The sequence below is a fragment of the Streptomyces sp. Y309 genome, from assembly GCF_056712025.1.
This window is the reverse complement of the sequence record NZ_CM160048.1, coordinates 9,190,929-9,214,151: the sequence shown is the minus strand read 5'-3', so window position 1 is coordinate 9,214,151 and position 23,223 is coordinate 9,190,929. Positions and strand designations below refer to the sequence as shown.

Here is a 23,223-nt window from a genome sequence, read left to right as displayed (position 1 = left end):
AGGGGAACGCACGTGCCACAGCGGTCATCGAGAGTCGCGGCGGGACGGCAGGCCGGGCAGCCTGCGGGCCGGTCGGCGAAACAGCGCGTCCTGGCGTCGCTGGTCGAGGTGTTCGGCACCTCGATGGCCCTGGTGGACGCGCGGGGCCGCCAGCAGTGGGCACGCGAACTCACCGAGGAATTCCCGGGGTTGGAGATCGCGGGACTTCCCACCCCCCGCCAGGAGTTCGTGGAGGTGGTGCGGCACTGCAGCCGGATCGAGGACGGCCTCGAACGCCTCGCGGAGGTCACGGAGTTCCTGGCTCCCGCCCTGACCAGTCGCCTCCGTCCGCTCCTGGACGAGTGGTACGCGGCGGAGCTCTACGAAGGCCGTGACTGGACCGCCCTGCGCTCCGGGCTCGAATTCACCCTGCCCGAACTGCCCTCCCTGGTCGCCGAGGTGAGCGGCGACCGCGTCCGCATGCCCTCGTACTGCCACACGGCCTGGCACGCCTTCGTCCACCTCGCCGGCCACAACGCGCCGGTCGGCGGCCTCGAACCCAGCATGGTCCTGCTGGAGCATCTGATGCTGCGTACGGAGGCGGCGGGGATCGTCGGTGAGATACGGGCGTGGAACGACCACTTCGCCGATGCCTGGGAGACGAGGGACGGCAGCGCGGGCCTCGACGCGCTGCGCGAGCGACTGACGGCCGAACGCGGGCTGCCCGGCGGCGACTTCGGGTCCCTGGCCGGTGACCCGGGCGGCCCGCACGCCGAACCGGGAGGCCCGGCCGGACCGGCCGAGCGGGCGGACGCGGCCGGCCAACAGGTCCCGGTCATCCGCATGTTCATCAAAATCGCCCCGGACCTGCGGCCTTCCGACCGGGAGACGGCACGCCAGGGACGGCGCGAGGCGCGCTACCGGATCTCCTCACGTGTCCGTTACGCGGAGTCCGTACGGCTTCACCATGAGGACTGCGACCCCGAGGACGCCGTACCCCGCAGCAGACTGCCTTCCTCGATCGCGGAGCTGCTGTCCACGACGGCCGAGCTGTGGCAGTCTCGGGACGAGAACGTGGTCCTGGAGTTCTTCCTCCCCGCCGAGTTGCTCACCGAACCGGTGGAGTGGTGGAACAGGGACCCTCAACTGAGCCATTCCAACCCGCTGTTGAGTAAGTATCCGTGGATATTCACGCACAGTCTGGAACGCTTGCAGCGGCGCGATCTGCACCACGCGTGGCGCAGAAGATGGGCACGTTGGAAGAGCGATCCGGGGGGTGGGCGCATCCACTGGTGCGATCCGGGGGGACGGCCGGCGGCAGAACACCTCGAACTGCTGGATGCCCAGATCGGCAAGGAGGAGGGGGTGGTCTGCATGGTCCTCAGCGACTCGCCGCGGACCAGGAACGCCTTGGGGCTGCGCGAGCTGCGCCTCGGCCTCGACCACGGGGTGCCCGTGGTGATCTTCGAACGTGAGCAGGCCGCGCCGGACGTCTTCAGGAGCATGGTCAAGGAGCTGTTGGCCGACGAAGGTCTGGCCAATCTTCCCGGACGTGCACGACAGTGGAAGGGCGATGCCGCGGCGGGGTCCGCCCTCCACGGCACCGGCCCGCACGACAAGGCCGTACTCAAGAACCTGGGCATGGTCTGGGACGATCCGCAGCAGCTCCTCGACGGTGACGCGTGCGCTCCCGCCGCTTTCGTAGGGGGGACCGATTGAACGCGCAGGAGACGAACGGGCTGCCGTACCGGGGCACGGGACGGACGCTTCCCGCTGTTCCCTACGAGGAACGGAGCTGGCCCGAGGGCCCACGCTGGCGGAGCTTCAGCGGCGGCCCCGTCCTGCCCGCGCCGCCGGACGACGACGAGGCCGACCGCAGGCTCGGCCCGGCCGACGCGCCGCGCCGCGCCCCGGCGGACGAGGTCCGGCTCGTGAACGCCTCGATTCTGCTCCGCCGGCCCCTGCTGGTGACGGGCCGTCCGGGTGTCGGCAAATCGGCGCTCGCGTTCCGCATCGCCCGGGAGCTGTCGCTCGGCCGGGTGCTCCAGTGGCCCATCACCAGCCGCACCACCCTGGCCTCGGGTCTATTCGAGTACGACGTGATCGGCCGGGCGCAGTCTGGGCAGGCTTGGTACGTGGCACAGCAGCAGGCCGCGCCCGCCGGGGCCGCCGACAGCGCCTCGGCCCCTCAACCACCCACGGATATAGGCGACTTCGTCCAGCTAGGTGCCCTCGGGACGGCGATGCTTCCTTACCGGCTGCCGCGCGTCCTGCTCATCGACGAGATCGACAAGGGCGACGCGGATCTTCCCAATGACCTCCTCACGCTGTTCGAGGACGGCTGGTATTCCGTGCCACCACTCGTTCGAGTGAGGAACCAGAGTCCGGAAGTGACAGTCCACACCGCGGATCCGGGCGGCTTCGCTCCGGTCAGGGAAGGGATCGTCCAGGCTCGGGCATTTCCTGTCGTCATCATGACGTCCAATGGGGAGCGTGAGTTCCCGGAAGCCTTCCTTCGGCGGTGTTTGCGTTTGGACATGCCCGACCCGGATGCGGAAGGGTTGGCGGAACTGCTCTTTGCCCACTTCTCGGACCGACTCGGTGACATGCAGGGAAAGTTGATCCGCGACTTCAGGTCCCACAGTGAACAGTCCGACGGTCTGGCCGCTGACATGTTGCTGAACGCCGCACACCTGGCGACCTCCGGCTCGTATGCGTACGAGGAGTCCGACGACGCCGAATGGCAGGCGGTGCTCAGCGCCATCTGGCACCCGTTGAACGGTGATGGGACTGGGCGGAGTGACTGAGCACCCCTCCGCCTCCGAGGGCAGGGACGCGCAGACCTCGCGTCCCGCCGCGGATCACCAACGCCTGGGCGTGGGCGGCCTGCGCTGGTGGGAGGTGGCCGACGCCCTCTGGCTCACCCAGCACCACCCCGAGCTCCTGACCGGTGACGGGGAGTCGGCGCCCGTACGGGGCACCGGGCGGCACGAGCCGGGCACGGAGGCGGAGCACGGGACGCCTGGCACCGACCGGTCCCACCTCCCCGGCACCGACGACGCCGAGCCACCCCCGGATCCCCCCGCGGCCCACCCCGCCCCGGAAGCCCGCGAGCCGGTCGCCCCTGCCCCGGAGCACGTCCCCGCACCCGGCACGGACCACGAACCCGCACGCCCGCGCCCCGACTCCCCGGACCCCGGGCGCCGCCGCGCATCCCGCGCCCGTCCCCACGCCCGGCGCCACGGCCTGGACGCCGCCGCCCTGGGCCGCGCCCTGCGCCCGCTGCGCCAGCGCGCCCGCACCTCGCCCGCCGAAGAGGTCGACGAGGAACGCACGGGCGAGCAGTTCGCCGAGGCCCCTTGGTTACCCCCGGTCCTGCGGCCCGCCCCCGAGGGGCGCTGGGACGCCGTGCTCGTCGTGGACAGCGCCCCGCACATGACGGTGTGGCGCCACACCGCGCTGCGCCTCGCCGCCGTCCTGCGCCGCTACAGCGGCTTTCGCGACATCGAACTGCGCTGCCTCGACACCTCGTCCGCGGACCCCGACGGCGTCGTGCTGCGCGGCCCCGACGGGCGCGGCAGGGCACAGTCCGTGCGCGGCCTGGTCGACCTGACCGGGCGGCGGATCGTGCTCGTCCTCACCGACGGCGTCGCGCCCGCCTGGCGCACCGGCGCCGTGCGCGCCGCCCTCGCCGTCTGGGGGCGCCACCAGCCGCTCGCCATCCTCCACACGCTGCCCCAACGCCTCTGGGACCGCACCGGTTTGCTGCCGGAGCGGGTGCGCCTGCGGGCGTCGGGGCCGTGGGCGGGCAACGGCGAGGTGCGCTGGGAGCCGCTGGAGCCCTACAGCGCGGAGGCGTGGGCGGATCCGCTGCGCCGCGCGCGTACCTTTCCCGTGCCCGTCCTTGAGGTTTCCGGCGACTGGCTGGCACCCTGGGCGCGGTTCGTGGCGGGCGACGAGCCACGCTGGACGGATGTCGCCGCCACTCTGGTGACCCCGGGGGAGAAACCCGACCTCCTGCCCGAGTCGAGCCGGCTTCCCCGCGAGGAGACCCCTGCGGAGAAGGTGGCGCGTTTTCGCGTGTGGGCGTCGCCGGAGGCCTTCGCGCTCGCCGTGCGGCTCGCCGCGGTCCCGCTGGACCTTCCGGTCATCACCACGGTGCAGCGCGAGATACTGCCGGAATCAGGCCCGGAACACCTGGCTGAGATTCTCATGAGCGGTCTCGTCGAACCCTTACCGGGCGACGGGCGATGCTACGTATTTCTTCCCGGTGTCCGCGAGGAATTACTGGCGGCGAGCACCAAACGCACCACCTTGCAGGCATCACGCAAAGCCGCCGAAACTCTTGCACCAAAGAGCACGGAGGCACGCGAACTCCTCGACCATTTCAATGGCCACGAGGAATCGGGTGACCCCGAAGTCACCTGGGACAACTTGCGTTTCAGGACCGCCGAACACGCCGTACTCAGCGTGCTCGGCGGACATCATCTGCGCCGCGCAAACCGACTCCGCGGCCTCATCACGGCTCAAATGGAGTCAACGGAGCTGACTGAGGTCAAGGCGCGCGGCACAGCCACCACTGATTTACGAAAAGGTTCCGGCATAATGCATTCCCGCGCTACACAAGAGAGCCGGAACGACCCCAGCACAGGCCCACGCCAAGGAGGCACGACAGTGACCACGGTTGCCCCAGGGACCGCCACCCCGGCGCCTGATGAAGGGGCCGCGACGCCGGACAGGCCACACCATGGCACGACGGCGGTCCGCCCGGCGGTGCTCGGTAACATGCCGCCGCGGAACCTCGTCTTCACCGGCCGTGAGGACTTGCTGCTGAAGCTCGAACGGGATCTCGGCCAGGGGCCCACCGCGGTCCTTCCGCACGCCCTGCACGGCATGGGCGGTGTCGGAAAGTCCCAACTTGCCCTGGAATATGTCTATCGCAATGCCTCGCGGTACGACATCGTGTGGTGGATCCCCGCGGAGCGGCCCACCCAGATCGCCCAGGCCCTGGTCGAGCTCGCCCAACGGCTCTCCCTGCCCGTGACCGCGGAGGCCAACACGGCCGTTCCGGCGGTCCTCGAAGCGCTCCGCACCGGGCGCCCCTACGGCAACTGGCTCCTCGTCTTCGACAACGCCGAGAGCCCCGAGTCCGTCCAGGGATACTTCCCCACCACTCCGGGCAGCGGGCCGATCGGCTCCATCCTCGTGACCTCCCGCAACCCGCAGTGGAACACCCTCGCCCACCCTCTTGAGGTCGACGTCTTCAAGCGCGAGGAGAGCATTCACCTCCTGCAGCGCCGCAACCCCGACCTGCCCGAGAGCGACGCCGATCAACTCGCCGCCGTACTGGGCGACTTGCCGCTGGCCGTGGAGCAGGCGTCCGCGTGGCGCGCGGAGACCGGCATGCCGGCCTCCGAGTATCTGCGGCTCTTCGAGGAGAAGCGGGCCGAGCTGATGACGGTCTCGCCTCCCACGCACTATGAAGAGACCGTGGCCACGGCCTGGAACGTCTCCCTCGACCACCTGGAGAGCAAGAACGCGGCAGCACTCCAACTCCTCCAGGTCTGCTCGTCGTTCGCGCCCGAACCCATCTCCCGGCCGCTGTTCTCCGGCGCCCCCGTGGAGCCGATCGCCCCCGACCTGGACCGCGCGCTCACCGACCCGCTGCGGCTCGGCCGGGCGATCCGTGAGATCAACCGCTACTCCCTCGCCAAGATCGATCACCGCACCAACTCGATCTCGATGCACCGGCTGGTCCAGGCGGTGCTCATCGCCCGTATGACACAGGAGCAGCGCGACCGCATGCAGCACGGGGCGCACCTGCTGCTCGCGGCGAACACCCCGCGCAATCCCCAGGACCCGGCGCACTGGCCCCGCTTCGCCGAGCTGTACCCGCACGTCCTGGTGTCGGACGCGATGCGCTCGCCCTCGCGCAACGTACGGCAGATGGTCCAGAGCGTGGCCGAGTACCTGTTCTGGTGGGGCGATCACGAAGGGGCCAGGGACTTCACCGAGAAGGCCTACCGGCTGTGGTGCGAGCTGCACGGCGAGGGCGACGGCCAGACGCTGCAACTCGCCTCGCAACTGCGGTACGTGCTGTGGACGATGGGCAAGTTCGAGGAGGGCGCGGCGGTCAGCCGGCGCATGCTGGCGGTCGTGGAGGAGCCCGGGGCCGACGTGGGCGAGGAACTCCTGGTGATCCAGGCCCAGGTGGCCGCCGACCACCGGGCGCGCGGCGAGTTCAAGAAGTCGCTCCAGCTCAACCGCGAGGTGTACCAGCGCGCCCTGCGCGAGTACGGCGACGACGAGCCGGAGACGCTCGTCCACGCCCACAACCTGGCCGTGAGCCTGCGCGTGAACGGCGACTTCAGGGCGGCTCTCGAAATCGACGAGCAGACCTGGCAGCGCAAGTCGCAGATGTTCGGCGAGGAGGCGCTGAGCAGTCTGCTCAGCGAGAGCAGTGTCGCGCTCGACCGGCGCGAGCTCGGCGAGTATCTGACGGCGGTCCAGCTCTTCGAAGGCATCACCGAGCGCTACCGCCAGCAGGTCGGCGCCAACCACCCCAACACCCTGCGCAACCTGGCCCGGCTCGGCGTGTCCCTGCGCAAGGCCGGACGGCACGCGGAAGCCGCCGACCTCACCCGGCAGGCCCGCAAGGAGTTCATCAGCCGGTACGGCCATCAGCACCCCGACTCCCTGGTCGCCTCGCTGAACCTCTCTGTCGACCTGCGGCAGCTGGGCGAGCTCAAGGACGCGATGCAGTTGGGCGAGCAGACCCGGGATCTGTACGTCCAGATCTTCGGCCCCGAGCATCCGTACACCACCGAGGCCAACGTGGACCTGGCCATCACGTACCGCCTGATGAACAAGGTCGACGCGGCCCGTCAACTGAACGAGGCGGCGCTGACCAGTTGCATGGCAACCCTTGGAGAGGAGCACCCCGACACGCTGGTGTGCCGGATCAACCTGGCCAGTGACAGGTTCGCGCAGGGCGATGCCGCCGCGGCGCTCGAGATGGACGAGGCGACGCTGGTGACCGCCACTCGCGCCGTGGGCGAGCATCACGCGACGGTGTTCGTGCTGACCAGCAACCTGGCGCAGGACCTCAAGGCCCTCGGCCGCACCGAGGAGTCCGAGGCTCAGCACCAGAAGGCGGTCAGCGGGATGGCGCGAGTGCTCGGCGAGCAGCACCCGGCGTACGCGGACGCGGTGGCGTGGCGACGCGCGAACTGCGACATCGACCCGATGCCCGTGTAGGGCGCCGACGTTGATGCCCTGATGCCCTGAGACCTCCGTGGGTCTCAGGGCATCGGTATGAGACCGTCCAGCCATGCGGTGAAGGTGACCGGGTCGGGAGCCGCACCGTCCCGGTCTCGCACCGCCTCGTACACTGCGCGCGCCAACTCCGGTTGTTTCAGCAGGGCTTGGCCGCGCAGTGCCAGCGCGAGGCAGGCCCAGGAGGAGGGGTCGCCCGTTCCCTCCCGTACGGCCGCCGTGCTCAGTTCGAGGGCTCCCTCGGTGTCACCGAGCACCTGCAGCAGTTCCGCGCCGGACGCGTCCGGGACGAGAACGGTGACTGCCTGCGGCGCGCCGACGACCTTCTCCAGGGCGCCCGGGTCGGTGAGGCGCAGTCGACAGAGGGCGGCGACCGTGTCGAGGTGGGGCACCTCGGGGTCGGGTATCAGCACGGATTCGCCGGTGTCCAGCGGTACGAGCCGCCGCGGCCAGGCCCGCGCGAGGGTTCTCACCGCCGTCGGGTCCGGTACCACGTGGTGGAGCCGCCAGCTCATCGCGTGATGGTCGGCCGCGTCCTCGGCCATCGTGCGGGACGGCTGCGCGGGGTCCGCGAACTCCCATGCGGTGATCGTCTCGCGCAGCCGCTGAACGACTCTGCGGCCCAGGTGAGTGAGGCCCGGGTGCTGCTGTACGTCCATGATCGCGCGCAGGAGTTGGCGCTGCCACAAGGCGTGCTCGAAGCACGCGGCGGCCGCGTCCTCCTCGTCGATCCCGGGGCGCCGGCCCAGGCCCCGCCAGAAGCGTGCGACTCCGGTGAAGGCGTACACGCCGTGGAGGAGGCCGCGCAGCGGCCGCGGGTCGTCGCGCCAGGGAGCGTAGAAGAGGCTGCCGTCGTCCGGCTCGTACAGCCGGTACAGGTGCATCAGGACGGCCAGCTTGCTGTGCTGGACCTCATGGGCGAGCACAGCGGCCAATTGCAGGGCGTCCGCGGGCCGCCCGGAGGCGAGACGGCCGACGCCGTCCCCTGACGTGGCGCTGCTCAGCCGCTCGTTCTCGGAGAGGGGCAGCGGCTCGACGCTGCGCAGCAGCGCCGCGATGTCCCTGGCCGACTGGGCATCCGCCTCCGCGAGCAGGGGCCCCGCCTCGCGCAGCAGGTCGGTCCACTGCCGGGCCTCTTCGTCGGGCAGCCGCTCGGGGGGAAGCCCGGTCGGCGTCGGGACGATGCGCTGAGAGCCCAGGTCGTCGAGGAGGACGGTGGTGTCCGCACCTGGCAGCGGCAGGGTCAGCGTGCGCGCGGGCTCCCAGCCCACGCCGGGCCGGTCGCCCGATCGCCCTGCCCGCACGCTGTGCCCGCCCAGCGACACGGTCAACTCGCCTTTGTCGTACGTGACGTGGGCGCACCCCCCGAAGGGTTCCTGCCCCGGTCCGTACGCTCCGGGCAGCACCGCCCGTCCGACGGAGGGCAGCGTCACGGTGCCATGGCGCGCGGGGACGGCTGCGGTGAAGTCGAGGCCGGCGCGGAATGCCGCGGCGGCGGCGAGCAGGTGGAACTCGCCGATGTCGGTCCACAGGGGGACGTCGAGCGCCGGGGCGGTGTCCGCAGGGGCGGCTTCGGTGGCGTCAGGGGTCCCGCCACGGAGTCTGCGCAGGACGGCGCCCAGCCACAGTCCGGTCTCCGGCCGGAGCAGGAGGTCCTCGACCGCGGCCCGATCTCGTCGCTCCGCGCGGAGCAGGAGCTGCCACGCCTCGTCGGCGGCGGGCAGCGGGCCGAGCACCTCGGGGCGTTTCCCGAGCAGGTCCAGGAACAGGTCGAGCAGGAGCAGCCGTTGGCTGCGTTCCGCTGCCCGGAGCCTCGCGAGCAGGGCGGAGTCCCCACCACCACCGGCCAGGGTGTCGAAGTCCGCGACAGAGAACCTGTGCCGGAAGACCGGGCCGACGCCGCCCGGCGAAGCGTCAGCGGGCATGGACCGGCCCGACCGGACCTCTGACGGCTGTCGTGCGCGGCCTGGCCGACGCCGTTGCGCCCCGGTCAGCTCTTCTCGTCGCCGCCGAAGTTGACGTCGGGCTGGTCGAGCTTGCGCAGCAGCCGCTGTTTGTCGGCCACCCGTTCCCGGCAGTTCGTCGCGCGTAGCTGCTCAAGCGGCACTCCCCCGAGGTCGAGAAGTTCGGACTCGATGGCGCTGTCGGCGTGCTCCATGGTGCCGTTGCCCTCCCAGCGTCCGGGTCGATGCGGCCGACGCCGACCCGCTGTTCTCCCATCATCTCCCCGCCCGGCAAGACCGGAAACCCCGTGTCTCAGACATCCTTTCGAGCTTCGAACGGGTCATCCCGGCTCCGTACCAGCGGAGTTCGCGCGTCGGTGGGGGGCCTCACGCCGGTCCCGTCACCTCCCGTACGGCCGCCGCGAATTCGGCCCGGGCGGAGGTCCCTCCGTCCACCATGTCCAGTGCGTCGAGCAGTTCGTCAAGCCCGCCGGGGAACGACAGGCAGGTGTCGATGAGGTCGAGGAGCGCGAAGCGGGTGACCGTGGGCCGCGGAACGCTGCCCGCGATGTCGGGCGGGAGCTGGCGTATCACGCTGGAGCGCGTATCGGGATCGGTCATCGCCGGTACGCGTCCCAGGGCGTCGAGGAGCCGTCTGCGCTGCTCACGGGACGGGCGCGGAGGGGGACTCGCACCACCAGGCGTGTGGTGCACGGGCGTTGGACTGCTCGGGAGGCGCGGGCGGGACCAGCGTTCGCTCTGGCCGTCCGGGCCCGAGTGCCAGAAGTACGTGGGGGTTTGGCGGGTGTCCCCCGCGTATCCCGTGGCCCCTGCAGCAGCTGCGTCTCCCGCAGCGTTGATGCGCTCCCGCAGGGCCTCGGCGAATATCTGCGGGTCGGCAGGCCAACTGCCCGCCTGGCGCCCCTTGTCGACGGCCCCGCCCCCGCCGCCCGTTCCAGCGACGAACCCGTCCATGAAACGCAGCACTTGTGAGGTGAAGGGACCGGTTCCGCCGCTCCCGCCCTCCCGCGCCGTCTGCCCCGGCGCACACGCGAACAGCGCGTACTGCCCGGCGCGTTCCCGAAGCGTCCCCACCGGCACCGGATCCGGCCGCAGCGCGCCACCCACTCCCGCCGGGTCGGCGAACACCTGGCAGGCGTCCATCAGCCACAGCTGGTGCGGGAAGGACGGCACCAGGTCGGAGCGCCACGCGGCGAGCGCCGCGTCCAGGTCCAGGCTGCGGATGTCTTCCGGCACGGCGTCCGCGTACAGCAGCCGACGCCGCCCGCTCGGATCGACCAGACCGTGCCCCGACCAGGAGAGGAAGAACAACTCGCCACTGTGGGCGGGCAGTTCGCGGAAGAGGGTCCGGTGGACGGACTCGCGGTCGGCGGGCCGGTGGTCGAGGCCGCTCGCTTCGACAGCCTCGCCGTTGGCGGGCAGCGGGGACGCGAGGAGCGTGAGCCGCTCCGGCGGAAGCCCGGCGTCGAGCAGCCTGCGCGCGTACGCGAGCGCGTCCCGCACCGGCCCGTCCAAATTCCACGCCGAGCCGCCCGCATACCGCTCCACCCCCACGACCACGGCATGCGCCGTCCGCAACAGGTCCCGCATGCCGGTTACCTCCCCAGGGGACCGGTCCCGCGAACCGGCACCCACCATTGTCCCCACCCCTGGACCGTATGCGCGTCGGTTCCGTATGCGGGTCGGTTCCGTATGCGCGTCGGTGCGCGTCGGTCAGGGACTTCCGAAAGGCGCTGCGCATCTCACCGCGACGGTGCTAAGACGGCTGGATGCCTCACTTGGGGGGAGAGAGGGTTCATGGTGTCGACGGGGCAGTCAGAGGCCGGAGTACCGGCGTTCACCGGCGTGGAGCGCTTCGTCGAGGCTTTCGACCGGCTGGTGACGCAGCCGCGGCGCAGCCGCAGCCGTGTACCGGTGGTGCTGCTCAGCGAGCCGGGGCGGGGGCGTGAGGGGCAGCGGATCGTCGCCGGGCTGCACAAACGTCTGCACGGCCGCGAGACGCGGCTCGCGTCGCACGCGTATCTGCGCGGCACGGGCCATCCGGCCTGGACGCCCCCGGAGGATCCGGTCCTCGGCCGGCTGTACTTGTTCTCGCAGCTCACTCGGCAGCTGGTGGAGACCATGCCGCGCGGCACGGGCAAACTCCGGCTGCCCTGCTATCAGTTGCTGCGCTCACTCGTCACCGCACCGCCCGTCGAGGGGCTCGGCGAGCAGCACGACTCCGAGCTGAAGGACCACGCCTACGCGGGGCATCGCGAAGTGTCGTCCTTCGCCCGTGTGTTGTGGTGGCTGGGCGGACGGGATCAGGCCAGTGGCGGCACGCTGCTCGAACTGCTCTGGAACTTCGTCGCCGGTCCGCTGTTCCAGCGCCTTCCGCGCGCCGTCTATGTGCGGCGCGCCAATCGGCTGATGCTGGGCAGCGCCCGCAGGCAACGGTGGTACGCGGAGTGGGCGCGCCTGCAGCAGGGCACTCCGCCGTCCGACTTCTTCCGGTCGGCGCGCGATCTGGTGCACGGCGGCGATCCGGAGCAGTTCGACCGCATTCTGGTGCACGGGCTGCTCGCCGATCTCGACGCCGCCTGCCGCAAGCGGCTCTTCAATCCCTGGCGCAGGCGCCGGGTGTGCCGCTTCGTGCTGCTCGTCGGGGAGGCAGGTGGCGAGAACTCGCGCGAGCAGCGGTTCTTGCGCGAGCTTCGGTCCGCCACGGAGGATCTGCGGTGCACGTCGGTGGTGGCGGTGGCCGCCGGCGTACGTTCCCTCGCGCACCGGATCCCCGACACCGAGGTGGCCACCCTGTCCGCGGCGGGCGCCGAGCTGGCCAATGTCGCCGAGCACGGCACCGCGCCGGGCAGTCCGACCGGCATGGTGGTGCCCGTCGACGCGGGAACCGACGACGATCCGGCGGCGACGTACTGGCTGCGCCGCAGGCCGACGCTCGCGCCCCCGTCCCAGCGCTGGGGTCCGCGCGCGGAGATCGTCGGCACGATCGGGGTGCTGGCGCTGGTCCTTGCGGTCACGGGCATCGGCGTGGGGCCGTTCGGGAATGCGGACGCCGACGCGTGCCGCGGCTCGACGTTCCTCGGCACCGACGGGCAGTGCGTGGGCGTCGCCGAGGGAGCCGCGTCGTTCGGCAAGGACAGCGGCGACCGGGCGCTGCGCGACGTACTCGAACTCATCGAGCGGCAGAACGGCGAGATGGACAAGGAGCTTTCGGACCGCACGGACACGGGCGGGCCCGCCAGCCGTACCGTCGTCTACTTCGGGCCGCTCAGCGGCGGAAAGGACGCCGAGGATCCGGTGCGCGGCGGCACGCTCGCCGAGCTGCGGGGCATCGCCATCGCCCAGGGGCACATCAACGCGCAGGCGCTGCGCTCCGGGGAGCGGGTGCCGCTCCGGGTGCTCGCGGCGAACGCCGGTGACCGGTTCAAGGACGCCCCGGACGTGGCACGGCGCGTGGTGCGGCTCGCGGAGCGCGATCGGTCGATCGTGGGCGTCGTGGGCTTCGGGCAGAGCAGACGCACGACGTACGAGGCCATCCGGATCTTCGGTGACGCCGGCATGCCGATGGTCGGCACGTCGGGCACGGCGGACGCGCTGCTCGAGCAGAGCGGGCACTACTACCAGATGGCGCCGACGGACTCCCGTGCCGCCGCCGTCATGGCGTCCTTCACCCGGCACGCCCCGATGGCGGCGGACGGAAAACGCGTGCGCCGCGTCCAGTTGGTCGCCGATCCGGCCGACGCCTACAGCGCGAGTCTGGCCTCGTCGTTCCGCAGGGAGTACGGCTCCAAGGACACCGACGTGCTGCTCTACACCCCGGCGGACGCGCCGGAGCCGCCGCCCACGTCCCGGGGCCTGTCCGGCAGCGAGCTCACGGCGGTGGAGGATCTCGCGCGCGAGGTGTGCGGCGCGGTGGCCCGTGAGCCGCGGACCGCCGTGGTGTGGGCGGCGCGCGGCAGCCAGTTCCAGCCGTTCCTGAGCGAGATCGCCAGAATCTCCCGCGACTGCCCGGAAATCGTGGTGCTGGGCAACGACGACCTCACGACCGCCCTTTCCGAGGAGCGCAGACCGTGGGAGGTGTTCGGCGGTCTGAGCCTGTACTACGTCTCGCACGGCCGAGCGGCCGCGCTCTCTCGGGACAGCGGCGAGGCCGCCGCCTTCCTCTCCGCGTACGACGCCGAGTACGGCAAGGACGAGGGCACGCGTACGTCGACGATGCGCGACGACGCCCACGTGGCCCTCGGCTGGGACGCGATGCGCTATCTCGCCGAGGGCGTCGACCAGGCGTGGCGCGGCACCGGCGGCCATGACGAGCGCCTCGACCGGGGGCTGTTGCAGGGGGTGCTCTACCAAGGCCTGGGCGGTGGCGGCTTCGACGGGGCGACGGGCCGCATCGACGCCCACGGCGCGGCGGGCGGCGCCCGGCTCACCGAGGAGAAGCTGCTCGGCGTGGAGCGGGACGGCGAGCGCGGGCCGCGGACGGTGCTGCTGTGCGGCACCGTGGCGCGGGGGGACGAGCGGGCAAGGTGGGGGGACGGGGCGTATCCCTGCCCCTGACGTCCCACCCGCCTTGACCTGCCGGTCACCTAGTTCGCTTCTGTCTCCTTGTTCGTTTCCGTCTCGTTGTTCGTTTCTGTCTCCTTGAGTTGGTACAGCTCAGGCAGGGAGACCTTGATCGGTTCCTGCGTGGTCCGTGCGATGACGACGACCGCGGGTTCGTTCGGGTCGGGGTTCTCCTCGCGGTGCGGGACGTTCGGGGGTACGAGGAAGAAGTCGCCGGGGCCCGCGGCGATCCGGACCTCCTGCGTGCCGTCGTGGTAGACGAACACCGGGTGACCGCTGACCACGAAGATCCCTGCCTCCGATTCCCCGTGATGGTGGTTGTCCGTCGCGCTCAACGGCGGGTTCTCCACCATGCCCATCCAAAGGTTCTTGGAGCCGACCGTCTTGCCGCTGATGGCGGCGTAGCCGTCCAGCTCGCCGGCCCGTACGTGGTGGACGCGGTTGTTCAGCGGGCTCTTGTCGTGGGTGGTCATCGTGGAACCTCCTGTGTATCTCTTGTGTCTCTGGCCTTTGGCTGAGAACCAGCCTGCAAGATCACCCGTCGGCGCGGCAAGCGAAGTTGCCGTAACGGCAAATGGGTGTGGCGCTCGCCCACACACCCGGGTCCACCCCCCCCCCACCGGGCGGCTCCGTGGGCCGCGAGCGGACGGACCGGACCCCCCGCACCGCCGAAGATCATCGGGATGCAGAATGACCCGCATGCCGACAACGAACATCCCGACGACGGCCACGATCGACGACGCGCCGCTGATCGGCCGCACGCTGACCCGCGCCTTCGACGACGACCCGATGATGCGCTGGTTCTTCCCCGGCGACGCCTCACGCGAGGCCGCGCTGGGCCGCTACTTCACCACGATCTTCACCCGGCAGTACGTCACCCACGGAGTCTGCGAGCGCACCGAGGCGGCGGCCGCCTTCTGGGTGGCGCCGGAGGCGCAGGCCAAGGCCGTGCCCGACGCGGAGACCATCCAGGAACTCCTGAACATCCTCGGTGACCGGGCCGGCGTGTTCAGGGACGCCGTCGAGACGGCCGCCGAGCACGCGCCCCAGGAACCGCACTGGTCCCTGGCGTTGATCGGCGCGGACCCGGCCGCCCAGGGCCAGGGACACGGCGCCGCCCTGCTGCGCTCGGGTCTCGCCAAGGCCGACGCGGCGGGCCGGCCCGCCTATCTGGAGTCCTCCAAGCCGTCCAACCTGCCCTTCTACGAGCACTTCGGCTTCACCGTGCGTGAGGAGCTGCGGCTGCCGGGCGGCGGGCCGGTGCTGTGGACGATGTGGCGCGAACCGCGCCCTACGGCCGGTGCCGCTTCGGGCAGTCGATGAGACCCAGGCGTTGGGCGAGGCCGCGCAAGCGCTGCGGGACCTCGCACTGCTTGCCGCGGCGACGATGATCAGCGTTCCCGCCCCCGACCGCTTCGTGCGGTCGTCCGGGACCAAGAGGTGATCGACCGCTGGCGCGTGTCGGCGCGGGGCACCAATTCCCGACGCGGCGACTCGCCTGCCTGAGGTGGTCTGTCCGGGCGAGAGACCAGCCGCCCGTGCTTGAACGGCGAACCGGTGGGCGAGGCCTGGACCATGGTCGCCTTGCCGCGGATCGCCCCGATGCTCGCCTCGACCGGGCCACTCCCGCCCGAGCGGGCCGATCACCTGTGGAGCGCCGAGACGAAGTACGACGGGCAGCGGGCGATCGTGTACCTGCCGGGCGACGGCTCGCTGCTGTTGCGCTCGCGCTCCGGCGCCGACATCACCGCCGCCTACCCCGAACTCCACGCCCTCGGCGAGCAGGTGCCCGGCGCCGCGGTCCTGGACGGCGAGATCGTCGTCCTCGACCGGCACGGCCGGCCGGACTTCGCCCGCCTCCAGCTCCGGATGGGCCTGGCGTCCTCCCCAGCCCGCGCCGTCCGCCTGGCCTCCCGAGACCCCGTCCATCTGGTCCTGTTCGACATCATGTACCTGGACGGGCAGCTGCTGATCGGGCTGCCGTACACCGGGCGGCGCCAGTATCTCCAGGGCATGGTGGCCCCCGGCGCCCGCTGGTCCGTGCCGGTCTCGGTGCCGGGGCACAGCCGCCAGGCGCTGGAGCTCACCCACTCCCAGGGCCTGGAGGGCATCGTTCTCAAGCGCCTGGACTCGGTGTACGAGCCCGGAGTGCGCTCCGCCCACTGGATCAAGGTCAGGAACGTCCGCACGATGGACGCCGTGATCGGCGGCTGGATGCCCGTACGGGGACGCCCGGGCGGTCCCCCGGGAGCCGTCCTCGTGGGCGAACCCCATGAGGGAGTGCTGCGCTACCTGGGCAGCGTGGGCAGCGGGTGGAGCGAGCAGGAACGCAGTGTGCTGGCGGAGCTGCTGGCCGTCGCCGCGGACGACACGTGCCCCTTCACTCCCCCGCCTGCTGTTCCCGGCGCCCGGTGGGTGCTGCCCCGGCTCGTGGCCGAGGTCCGCTTCACCACCCGCACCCGCGCCGGCCTCCTGCGCCAACCCGTGTGGCACCGGCTGCGTCCCGACCTCGCGCCCGGCGACCACACCTGACGGCCCCCGTCCCCGCTCACGGGGAATCCTCCGGACACGGGAAAGCCCGGGCACGGGAAAGCCCCGGCTGGACGGGGGAGACCAGCCGGGGCCGTTAGCGGTGACGTACGGAGGGCGGTCGCCTCTCGGCGAAAGGCTCCACAGGGCTTCAGCCGAACGATCGTCCCTGTGGGCTATTGAGTGGGCCCGGGGACACTGTCCCCTCCGCAGTCACATACGCAACAACGGCTGACCCCTGGCGTTTGTTCCAGGCCCCCGGCCACGCGGCGAGTGGTCTGAAACACACCCGTCCGCCGCCGGAAAATCGCCCGCCCGGCCGAACGGCGGCACGGCTTGGACGTGTCTTCGTGTCCGGCGGGAAAGTGTCCCTCCATGACGAAGCTCGGTCCTCACCTGACACGGCTCGGTCTCCCGGACACCGTCCGGGCCTGCCTCTTCGACCTGGACGGGGTCATCACCAAGACGGCCGTCGTCCACGCGGCCGCCTGGAAGGAAGCCTTCGACGCGTTCCTGCGCGAGCGGGAGGGCGACGGTTTCCAGCCGTTCGATCCGGTCGCCGAGTACGACGAGTACGTGGACGGAAAGCCGCGCGCCGACGGTGTGCGGTCCTTCCTCGCGACGCGTGGCATCGAGCTGCCCGAGGGCCGGCCCGACGACCCGCCGGACCGGCCGACGGTCCAGGGCCTGGGCAACCGCAAGAACGACATCCTCCTGGAGAAGATCCGCACCGGCGGCGTCGAGGCGTACGACGGCACCCTGCGCTACATCGAGGCCGTACGGGCCGCCGGCCTGCGCACGGCGGTGGTCTCCTCCAGCGCCAACTGCCGCGACGTGCTGCGCGCGATCGACGCGGAGCCGCTCTTCGACGTACGGATCGACGGCGTCGTCGCCGCCGAGCGGAGCCTTCCGGGCAAGCCGCGGCCGGACACCTTCCTCGCCGCGGCGGGCGACCTCGGCGTCGAGCCGGCGCAGGCCGCCGTCTTCGAGGACGCGCTGGCGGGCATGGACGCGGGCCGCTCGGGCCACTTCGGCTATGTCGTCGGCGTGGACCGCGTCGGACAGGCGGACGCCCTGCGCGCGCACGGCGCGGACCGGGTCGTGCGGGACCTCGCGGAGCTGGAGGGCGACGCATGATCACGCACGCGTCGTACGGAGTCGAGCCCTGGTGTCTGCGCGAGAACGTCCTGAACCTCGACGTCCTGCCGCAGAGCGAGTCGGTGTTCGCCCTGTCCAACGGCCATGTCGGCTGGCGCGGCAACCTCGACGAGGGCGAACCGCACGGCCTGCCCGGCTCATACCTCAACGGCGTCCACGAGACCCATCCGCTCCCCTACGCGGAGGCCGGCTACGGCTACCCGGAGTCCGGGCAGACGGTCATCAACGTGACCAACGGCAAGGTCATCCGGCTCCTGGTGGACGACGAGCCCTTCGACCTGCGCTACGGACGCCTGGTGTCCCACGAGCGGGTGCTCGATCTGCGCGAGGGCGTGCTGCGGCGCACCTGCGAGTGGACCTCCCCGGCCGGCCGCACCGTGCGGGTGCGCTCCACCCGCCTGGTGTCCTTCACCCAGCGGTCGGTGGCCGCCGTGGCCTACGAGGTCCAGGCCGTCGACAGCCAGGTCCGTGTCGTCGTCCAGTCGGAGCTCGTCACCAACGAACAGCTCCCGCAGTCGGAGAAGGACCCGCGCGCCGCGGCCGTACTCGAAGCGCCGCTGGCGTCGGAGGAGCACTTCGCGAACGGCAGGCGGCTGCGTCTGGTGCACGCCACCCGGCGCAGCGGGCAGCGGGTCGCCGCGGCCGCCGACCACACCGTCGACGGACCCGACCGGACCCGGTCGAGCAGCGAGTCCGGCGACGACGTCGCCCGGCTCACCGTCACCTCGGTCCTCGAACCCGGCCAGCGGCTGCGCCTGGAGAAGTTCGTGGCCTACGGCTGGTCGAGCACGCGTTCCCTGCCCGCGGTGAGCGACCAGGTGGACGCGGCGCTCGCGGCGGCCACCGACACCGGCTGGTCCACCCTCGTCGAGGAGCAGCGGGCCTACCTGGACGCCTTCTGGTCCCACGCGGACGTCGAGGTCGACGGGGACGAGGGAATCCAGCAGGCCGTCCGGTTCGCGCTGTTCCACGTGCTGCAGGCCGGTGCGCGGGCGGAGCAGCGGGCGATTCCGGCGAAGGGACTGACCGGTTCGGGCTACGACGGCCACGCCTTCTGGGACACCGAAACGTTCGTCCTGCCGCTGCTGACGTACACCTCGCCGAGCGCGGTCGCCGAGGCGCTGCGCTGGCGCCACTCGACGCTGCCCGCGGCGCGCGAGCGGGCCGCGCAGCTGGGGCTGCGGGGCGCGGCCTTTCCCTGGCGCACCATCGAGGGCTCCGAGGGTTCCGCGTACTGGCCGGCGGGCACCGCCGCCTTCCATGTCAACGCCGACATCGCGGACGCCGTGGTGCGCTACGTCACCGCCACCGGCGACGGGCAGTTCGCCCGCGACACAGCGGTCGAACTCCTGGTGGAGACGGCCCGGCTGTGGAGGTCGCTCGGCCACCACGACGTGCACGGGGCGTTCCACATCGACGGGGTGACGGGCCCGGACGAGTACAGCGCGATCGCCGACGACAACACGTACACCAACCTGATGGCCCGCTCCAATCTGCTCGCGGCGGCCGACTTCGTCGAGAGCCACCCCGAGCAGGCCGCCGCCCTCGGCGTCGACGACGAGGAGAGCGCGGCGTGGCGGGACGCCGCGGAGGCGGTGCACATCCCGTACAACGCCGATCTCGGGGTGCACGAGCAGCACACCGGATTCACCCGCTATCAGCACTGGGACTTCGCGGCCACGCGGCCCGACCAGTACCCGCTGATGCTGCACTTCCCGTACTTCGACCTCTACCGCAAACAGGTGATCAAGCAGGCCGACCTGGTGCTCGCGATGTACACCTGCGCCGGCTTCTTCGACGAGGACCACCTGGCGCGCAACTTCGCCTATTACGAGGCGCTCACCGTCCGCGACTCCTCGCTGTCCGCCTGCAGCCAGGCCGTCGTCGCGGCGCGTTCAGGTCATCTGGGCCTCGCCTACGACTACCTGGTCGAGGCGGCGCTGATGGACCTGGACGACCTGGAGAACAACACGCGCGACGGACTGCACATCGCGTCCCTCGCCGGGACGTGGACGACCCTGGTCGCCGGATTCGGCGGGTTGCGCCAGCACGCGGACACGCTGGAGTTCACGCCCCGGCTTCCGCAGAACCTGAGCCGGATCGCCTTCAACCTGCAGGTTCTGGGCCGCTGCCTGCGTGTGGAGGTGCACGCGACAGCCGTCACGTACACCCTTCTGGCCGGACCGGAGCTGACGATCAGCCACTACGGTGAGCCGCTCGCCCTCGGCCCCGACGACGCGCGCAGCCGGGAGATCCCGGCCGTGAAGCCCCGCCCCGCTCCGGACCAGCCGCCGCACCGCAGGCCGAACGCCCACCGCTGACACCGGCCGACGCGGAGGCCGGAGCGTACCGGGCAACCGGCCGACGCGCCCGGGCGCGGGGGCCGGAGCGGCGTGGGCGGTGCGAGGGGAGCGCGGCCGTCGGGTGGCTCTCCGGTGGCGGGGTGCGGGGAGGGTGCTTAGAACAGTTAGACGTTCACAGGCCGGGGTGCGACATGCCCGGCGGCTCGCCCCTGATGGTGGGAACGCCCACTGAAGTGGAGAAGCAGACATGACCCCTGAGTCTTTCTCTGCCCGACCCGCGAATTCCGGCACGGGCGAACTTCTGGATCCGACGTCGCTGCACTGGGGAACAGCGGAGCTCGGCACCCCCTCGCACGAACCCGCCGCACCGGAGGCCGTGAGTGAAACGCCGCTTCCGGCCGACTGGGACGGCGGCGACGCGATAGAGGAGCTGATACACGCCGCCGCCGTCTCCCGGCCCCTGGACGACGTCGTGCACCTGGTCACCTTGCTGGAGCAGTCCCCCAACGGCCTGACCATGGCGGCGTCCGTGCTACGGGTGGCCGCGGTGACCCGCTCCGTGGACGACGTCACCCGGCTGGTGGAAGAGCTGGGCCCGCCGAACCACGCCGCCGACCACATGGACGACGCCATCCGGAGCGCCGCCGAGCAGCGCCCCATTCCCGAGGTCAGCCGGCTCGTGCTGCTGCTGCACCGGCCGTCGCACGACCCGCACGCCGGCGCCGAGGCGGTGCAGGCCGCCGCCACGGCCAGGTCCGTCGAGGACCTGGTGCAGCTGATCAGCCGGCTCGGGGACGACCAGGCGGCCGAGGCCGCGGCGGACACGGCGACGGCGCCCCGCACGCAGCACGCCGACTCCGCGCCGCCCCCCACGGCCGGCGAGCCGTCCACCCTGCTGTTCCCGGAGAGGACCAGGGCCGGTCGCACCGCGCCCCTGATGCGGCTGCGCCGTCTGGCAGGCGTGCTCCTCGTGCTCTGCGGGGCGGCCCACTGCCCCGGGAACTGGGCCGACGCACCGTCATTCGGTCTTGTCGCGGCGTTCGGCGTGCTCGCCGTCTGCGCGACCGTGGGCATCGCGCTGTGCCTCACCGAGTCACCCGCCGCGGCCGTGCTGAGCATCTTCGTGGCCGGGGCGCTGACCATCGGCCACCTCGTGGAGGGCAGGCTCGCCTCGACGTCGCTCCGCTACGTGCTGCGACCCGACGGTGTGCCGCCTCCGCTCCCCGCGCTGTCGGCCGCCCTCGCCGCGCTGGCCGCACTGCTGGTTGTGGCCGCGACCGTGGCCCGGCTCAGGGCCGCGGCCAACCGCCACAGCGGCATGCTCCGCTAGCCGCCGGCCGCTGGCTGCCCGGCCGCTGGCTGCTTGCCGCTCGCCCGAGGCCGGTGCCGGTGTCTCCGGAAATTCCGTATGTGGCGGCAGTTGCCCCTTGCCATACTCCGGTCATGGCGATCGGGGTGGAGCGGGCCGTCAGCCGGTTCTCGGGCGTGGCGGGGGAAGCCGCCACGGTGCACGAGTTGGGGCGCGAGTTGTCGCGGGAGCTGCGCCGACTGGTCCCGCACGACGGCTTCATGCTGTCCGGCCTCGACCCCCACACCCGCGTGAGCTGCTTCCTCAGCGGTGAACACACGTACAGCTACGGGTCGTTGCGCGAGGTCCTGCTCGGTGAGTTCCGCAACTGCGACCGCCACCCCTTCGCGGAACTGTGGCGCGGGGCGTCCCAGGTCGGCGTGCTCGGCTCGGGCGCCCGGGAGGAGCGGGACAGCCTGCGCCTGCACGAGGTGATGGTGCCGCAGGGGTTCGGCAGCGAGATGCGGCTCGCGCTCGTCGGCGGCGGCCTGCTGTGGGGGACGATGGCGCTGGTCCGTGAGCGCGGCCGCCCGTGCTTCACAGCCGCGGAGGCCGTGCGCGCCCAATGCCTGGTCACGCCGCTCGCGCAGGCGTTGAAGCAGTTCGTCGCGCGCAGGACGCCCCGCCCGCTGCGCACCGGCCGTCCGCCCGCCGTGGTGGTCGTCGACGGCGCGGACCGGATCCGCGCCGCGACGCCGGACGGCCGGGCCTGGCTCCGCGCCTGCCTGCCCGGCTTCACGGGTCCGGACGACCTGCTGCCGCTCACGTACTGGCACATCACCTTCATGGCCCGCCGCCGCGGAGGCCCGGTGGTGAACCGGATCCCGACCCCCGACGGCTGGATCGAGACGCACGCCCAGCCCCTCGTCGACACGGACGCGGGCACGGGCGCAGGCACGGGCACGAGTGACGTGGCCATCACTGTCCAGCCCGCCACCTCCCGTGCGCTGCTGCCCGCGGTCGCCGCCTGGTACGGCATCACGCCCCGCGAAGCGGCCGTACTGCGCCAGGCTCTGGAGGGCCTGCCCGCGAAACAGATCGCCCGCCGCCTGGACGTGTCCCCGCACACGGTCAACGACCACTTCAAGGCGCTCTACCGCAAGGTCGGTGTGTCCGCCCGCGAGGAACTCCTGGCCGCGTTCTCGCACTGAAGCGTTGCTCTCGCGCTGAACCGTCGTCGCCGACGGACTGACCCGTTGTCGCCGACGAGCTGTCACACCTCCCCCGTCGTCGAGATCACCACCATCTTCGTCACCGACCCGTCGTCGCCCACCACGTCCCGTACGTGGCGGAACCCCAGGCGTTCGGCCATCGCCAGGCTGGCGGCGTTCGCGGCGCCCACCATGCCGTAGGCCTCCTTGAGGTGCAGGTTGTCGGCGGCGTGGCGCAGGAGGGTGCGGACCACCTCGGTGCCCAGGCCCTTGCCCCAGTGGTCGGGGGCCAGGGCCGTGATGAGTTCGTGGCCGTCCACGTTGCCCGTCTTCTTGACCTCCGCGTGGCCGACGTACCTCCCCTCGTGCCACAGGCCCCATACGTCGAAGAGACCCTGCGGGTAGATGTCTGTGAGGATCGTGCGGAACGCCTTGCGCAGGTCCTCCTCCGGCACCTCCTCCTGGCCCATCCACCGGCGCACCTCCTCGTTGCGCAGGAGGGTGACGAAGTGGTCCTCGTCCTCCGATCGGTACGGCGTGAACTCCAGCCGTTCGCTGTGCAGTGTCGGCGTCATCGGCGACCTCCTCGGGCAGGGCATGGGTGGAGCGGGGTGCGGTGGAGCGAAGGGGCGCAAGGGCTAGGCTTCCGCGTTCTCCATCCGCTCGCGCAGGCTGCGCGGGCGCATGTCGGTCCAGACCTCGTCCACATAGGCGGAGCACTCGGTTTCCGTGCCCTCCTTGCCGACGGGCTGCCAGCCGGTGGGTACGTCGACGTCGGTCGGCCAGAGCGAGTACTGGTCCTCGTCGTTGCGCAGCACCTGGTAGCGGGTGTTCTCGTCCATGTCAGGGTCTCCGTGGTCGGTGGGGCGGTCGCGGTCCGGGCGGACCGGATCGTCCGCGGTGGGTCCGCGGAACGGGGTTCGGGGGCGGGGGCCGGGGCCGGTGGTCCGCGG

At 71.6% G+C, this 23,223-nt stretch carries 16 protein-coding genes; 10 read left to right on the top strand and 6 right to left on the bottom strand.

Translation table 11 applies throughout. The features are described from left to right. Positions 1 to 12: 12 nt before the first annotated feature. The 3 genes from AC0KTA_RS38630 to fxsT are packed head-to-tail and all read left to right on the top strand — an operon-like array spanning position 13 to position 7,236. Positions 13 to 1,698: a VMAP-C domain-containing protein gene (locus AC0KTA_RS38630; protein ID WP_481052862.1), complete on the top strand. Its 1,686-nt coding sequence runs from the start codon at positions 13 to 15 to the stop codon at positions 1,696 to 1,698. Further along, the gene (locus AC0KTA_RS38625; protein ID WP_481052861.1) at positions 1,695 to 2,786 is read left to right on the top strand and encodes an AAA family ATPase; all 1,092 of its coding nucleotides are present in this window, start codon (positions 1,695 to 1,697) and stop codon (positions 2,784 to 2,786) included. Before AC0KTA_RS38630 ends, AC0KTA_RS38625 begins: the two co-directional genes overlap by 4 nt. Further along, on the top strand, positions 2,779 to 7,236 hold the full coding sequence (gene fxsT / locus AC0KTA_RS38620) for an FxSxx-COOH system tetratricopeptide repeat protein (protein ID WP_481052860.1): 4,458 nt from the start codon (positions 2,779 to 2,781) through the stop codon (positions 7,234 to 7,236). Before AC0KTA_RS38625 ends, fxsT begins: the two co-directional genes overlap by 8 nt. A 44-nt stretch (positions 7,237 to 7,280) precedes the next feature. Here fxsT and AC0KTA_RS38615 read toward each other — a convergent pair whose 3' ends face one another. The 3 genes from AC0KTA_RS38615 to AC0KTA_RS38605 form a co-directional block, all read right to left on the bottom strand. Continuing rightward, on the bottom strand, positions 7,281 to 9,179 hold the full coding sequence (locus tag AC0KTA_RS38615) for an HEXXH motif domain-containing protein (protein WP_481052859.1): 1,899 nt from the start codon (positions 9,177 to 9,179) through the stop codon (positions 7,281 to 7,283). 65 nt (positions 9,180 to 9,244) lie between these two features. Next, positions 9,245 to 9,412 carry a hypothetical protein gene (locus AC0KTA_RS38610; protein ID WP_481052858.1) on the bottom strand — a complete coding sequence of 56 codons (168 nt, stop codon included), beginning with the start codon at positions 9,410 to 9,412 and terminating at the stop codon, positions 9,245 to 9,247. Between the two features lie 172 nt (positions 9,413 to 9,584). Then, positions 9,585 to 10,808, bottom strand: a complete 1,224-nt coding sequence (locus AC0KTA_RS38605; protein ID WP_481052857.1) for an effector-associated domain 2-containing protein — start codon at positions 10,806 to 10,808, stop codon at positions 9,585 to 9,587. A gap of 207 nt (positions 10,809 to 11,015) precedes the next feature. Here AC0KTA_RS38605 and AC0KTA_RS38600 point away from each other — a divergent pair, with 207 nt between their 5' ends. Beyond that, the gene (locus tag AC0KTA_RS38600; RefSeq protein ID WP_481052856.1) at positions 11,016 to 13,775 is read left to right on the top strand and encodes an ABC transporter substrate-binding protein; all 2,760 of its coding nucleotides are present in this window, start codon (positions 11,016 to 11,018) and stop codon (positions 13,773 to 13,775) included. Positions 13,776 to 13,804: 29 nt separating this feature from the next. Here AC0KTA_RS38600 and AC0KTA_RS38595 read toward each other — a convergent pair whose 3' ends face one another. After that, on the bottom strand, positions 13,805 to 14,254 hold the full coding sequence (locus tag AC0KTA_RS38595) for a cupin domain-containing protein (RefSeq protein ID WP_481052855.1): 450 nt from the start codon (positions 14,252 to 14,254) through the stop codon (positions 13,805 to 13,807). 217 nt (positions 14,255 to 14,471) lie between these two features. On the opposite strand from AC0KTA_RS38595, the gene AC0KTA_RS38590 reads away from it, so the two are divergent. The 6 genes from AC0KTA_RS38590 (at position 14,472) to AC0KTA_RS38565 (ending at position 22,270) form a co-directional block, all read left to right on the top strand. Next, positions 14,472 to 15,104 carry a GNAT family N-acetyltransferase gene (locus AC0KTA_RS38590; RefSeq protein WP_481052854.1) on the top strand — a complete coding sequence of 211 codons (633 nt, stop codon included), beginning with the start codon at positions 14,472 to 14,474 and terminating at the stop codon, positions 15,102 to 15,104. A gap of 252 nt (positions 15,105 to 15,356) precedes the next feature. Continuing rightward, the gene (locus tag AC0KTA_RS38585; protein ID WP_481056707.1) at positions 15,357 to 16,313 is read left to right on the top strand and encodes an ATP-dependent DNA ligase; all 957 of its coding nucleotides are present in this window, start codon (positions 15,357 to 15,359) and stop codon (positions 16,311 to 16,313) included. Positions 16,314 to 16,685: 372 nt separating this feature from the next. Next, on the top strand, positions 16,686 to 17,447 hold the full coding sequence (locus AC0KTA_RS38580; protein WP_481052853.1) for an HAD family hydrolase: 762 nt from the start codon (positions 16,686 to 16,688) through the stop codon (positions 17,445 to 17,447). Beyond that, positions 17,444 to 19,789: a glycoside hydrolase family 65 protein gene (locus tag AC0KTA_RS38575; protein ID WP_481052852.1), complete on the top strand. Its 2,346-nt coding sequence runs from the start codon at positions 17,444 to 17,446 to the stop codon at positions 19,787 to 19,789. The genes AC0KTA_RS38580 and AC0KTA_RS38575 overlap by 4 nt, the downstream gene beginning before the upstream one ends. Positions 19,790 to 20,018: 229 nt before the next feature. Then, complete coding sequence (locus AC0KTA_RS38570) at positions 20,019 to 21,101, top strand: hypothetical protein (RefSeq protein WP_481052851.1); 1,083 nt, start codon at positions 20,019 to 20,021, stop codon at positions 21,099 to 21,101. 113 nt (positions 21,102 to 21,214) lie between these two features. After that, positions 21,215 to 22,270 (top strand): helix-turn-helix transcriptional regulator, encoded by a 1,056-nt coding sequence (locus AC0KTA_RS38565; RefSeq protein ID WP_481052850.1) that lies wholly within the window; start codon positions 21,215 to 21,217, stop codon positions 22,268 to 22,270. Positions 22,271 to 22,332: 62 nt separating this feature from the next. Here the strand turns inward: AC0KTA_RS38565 and AC0KTA_RS38560 are convergent, their stop codons facing one another. Both AC0KTA_RS38560 and AC0KTA_RS38555 read right to left on the bottom strand, forming a co-directional pair. After that, positions 22,333 to 22,845 carry a GNAT family N-acetyltransferase gene (locus AC0KTA_RS38560; RefSeq protein ID WP_481052849.1) on the bottom strand — a complete coding sequence of 171 codons (513 nt, stop codon included), beginning with the start codon at positions 22,843 to 22,845 and terminating at the stop codon, positions 22,333 to 22,335. 63 nt (positions 22,846 to 22,908) lie between these two features. Next, entirely contained in the window at positions 22,909 to 23,112 is a 204-nt protein-coding gene (locus tag AC0KTA_RS38555) for an MbtH family protein (RefSeq protein ID WP_481052848.1), read from the bottom strand. Between the last annotated feature and the right edge of the window lie 111 nt (positions 23,113 to 23,223).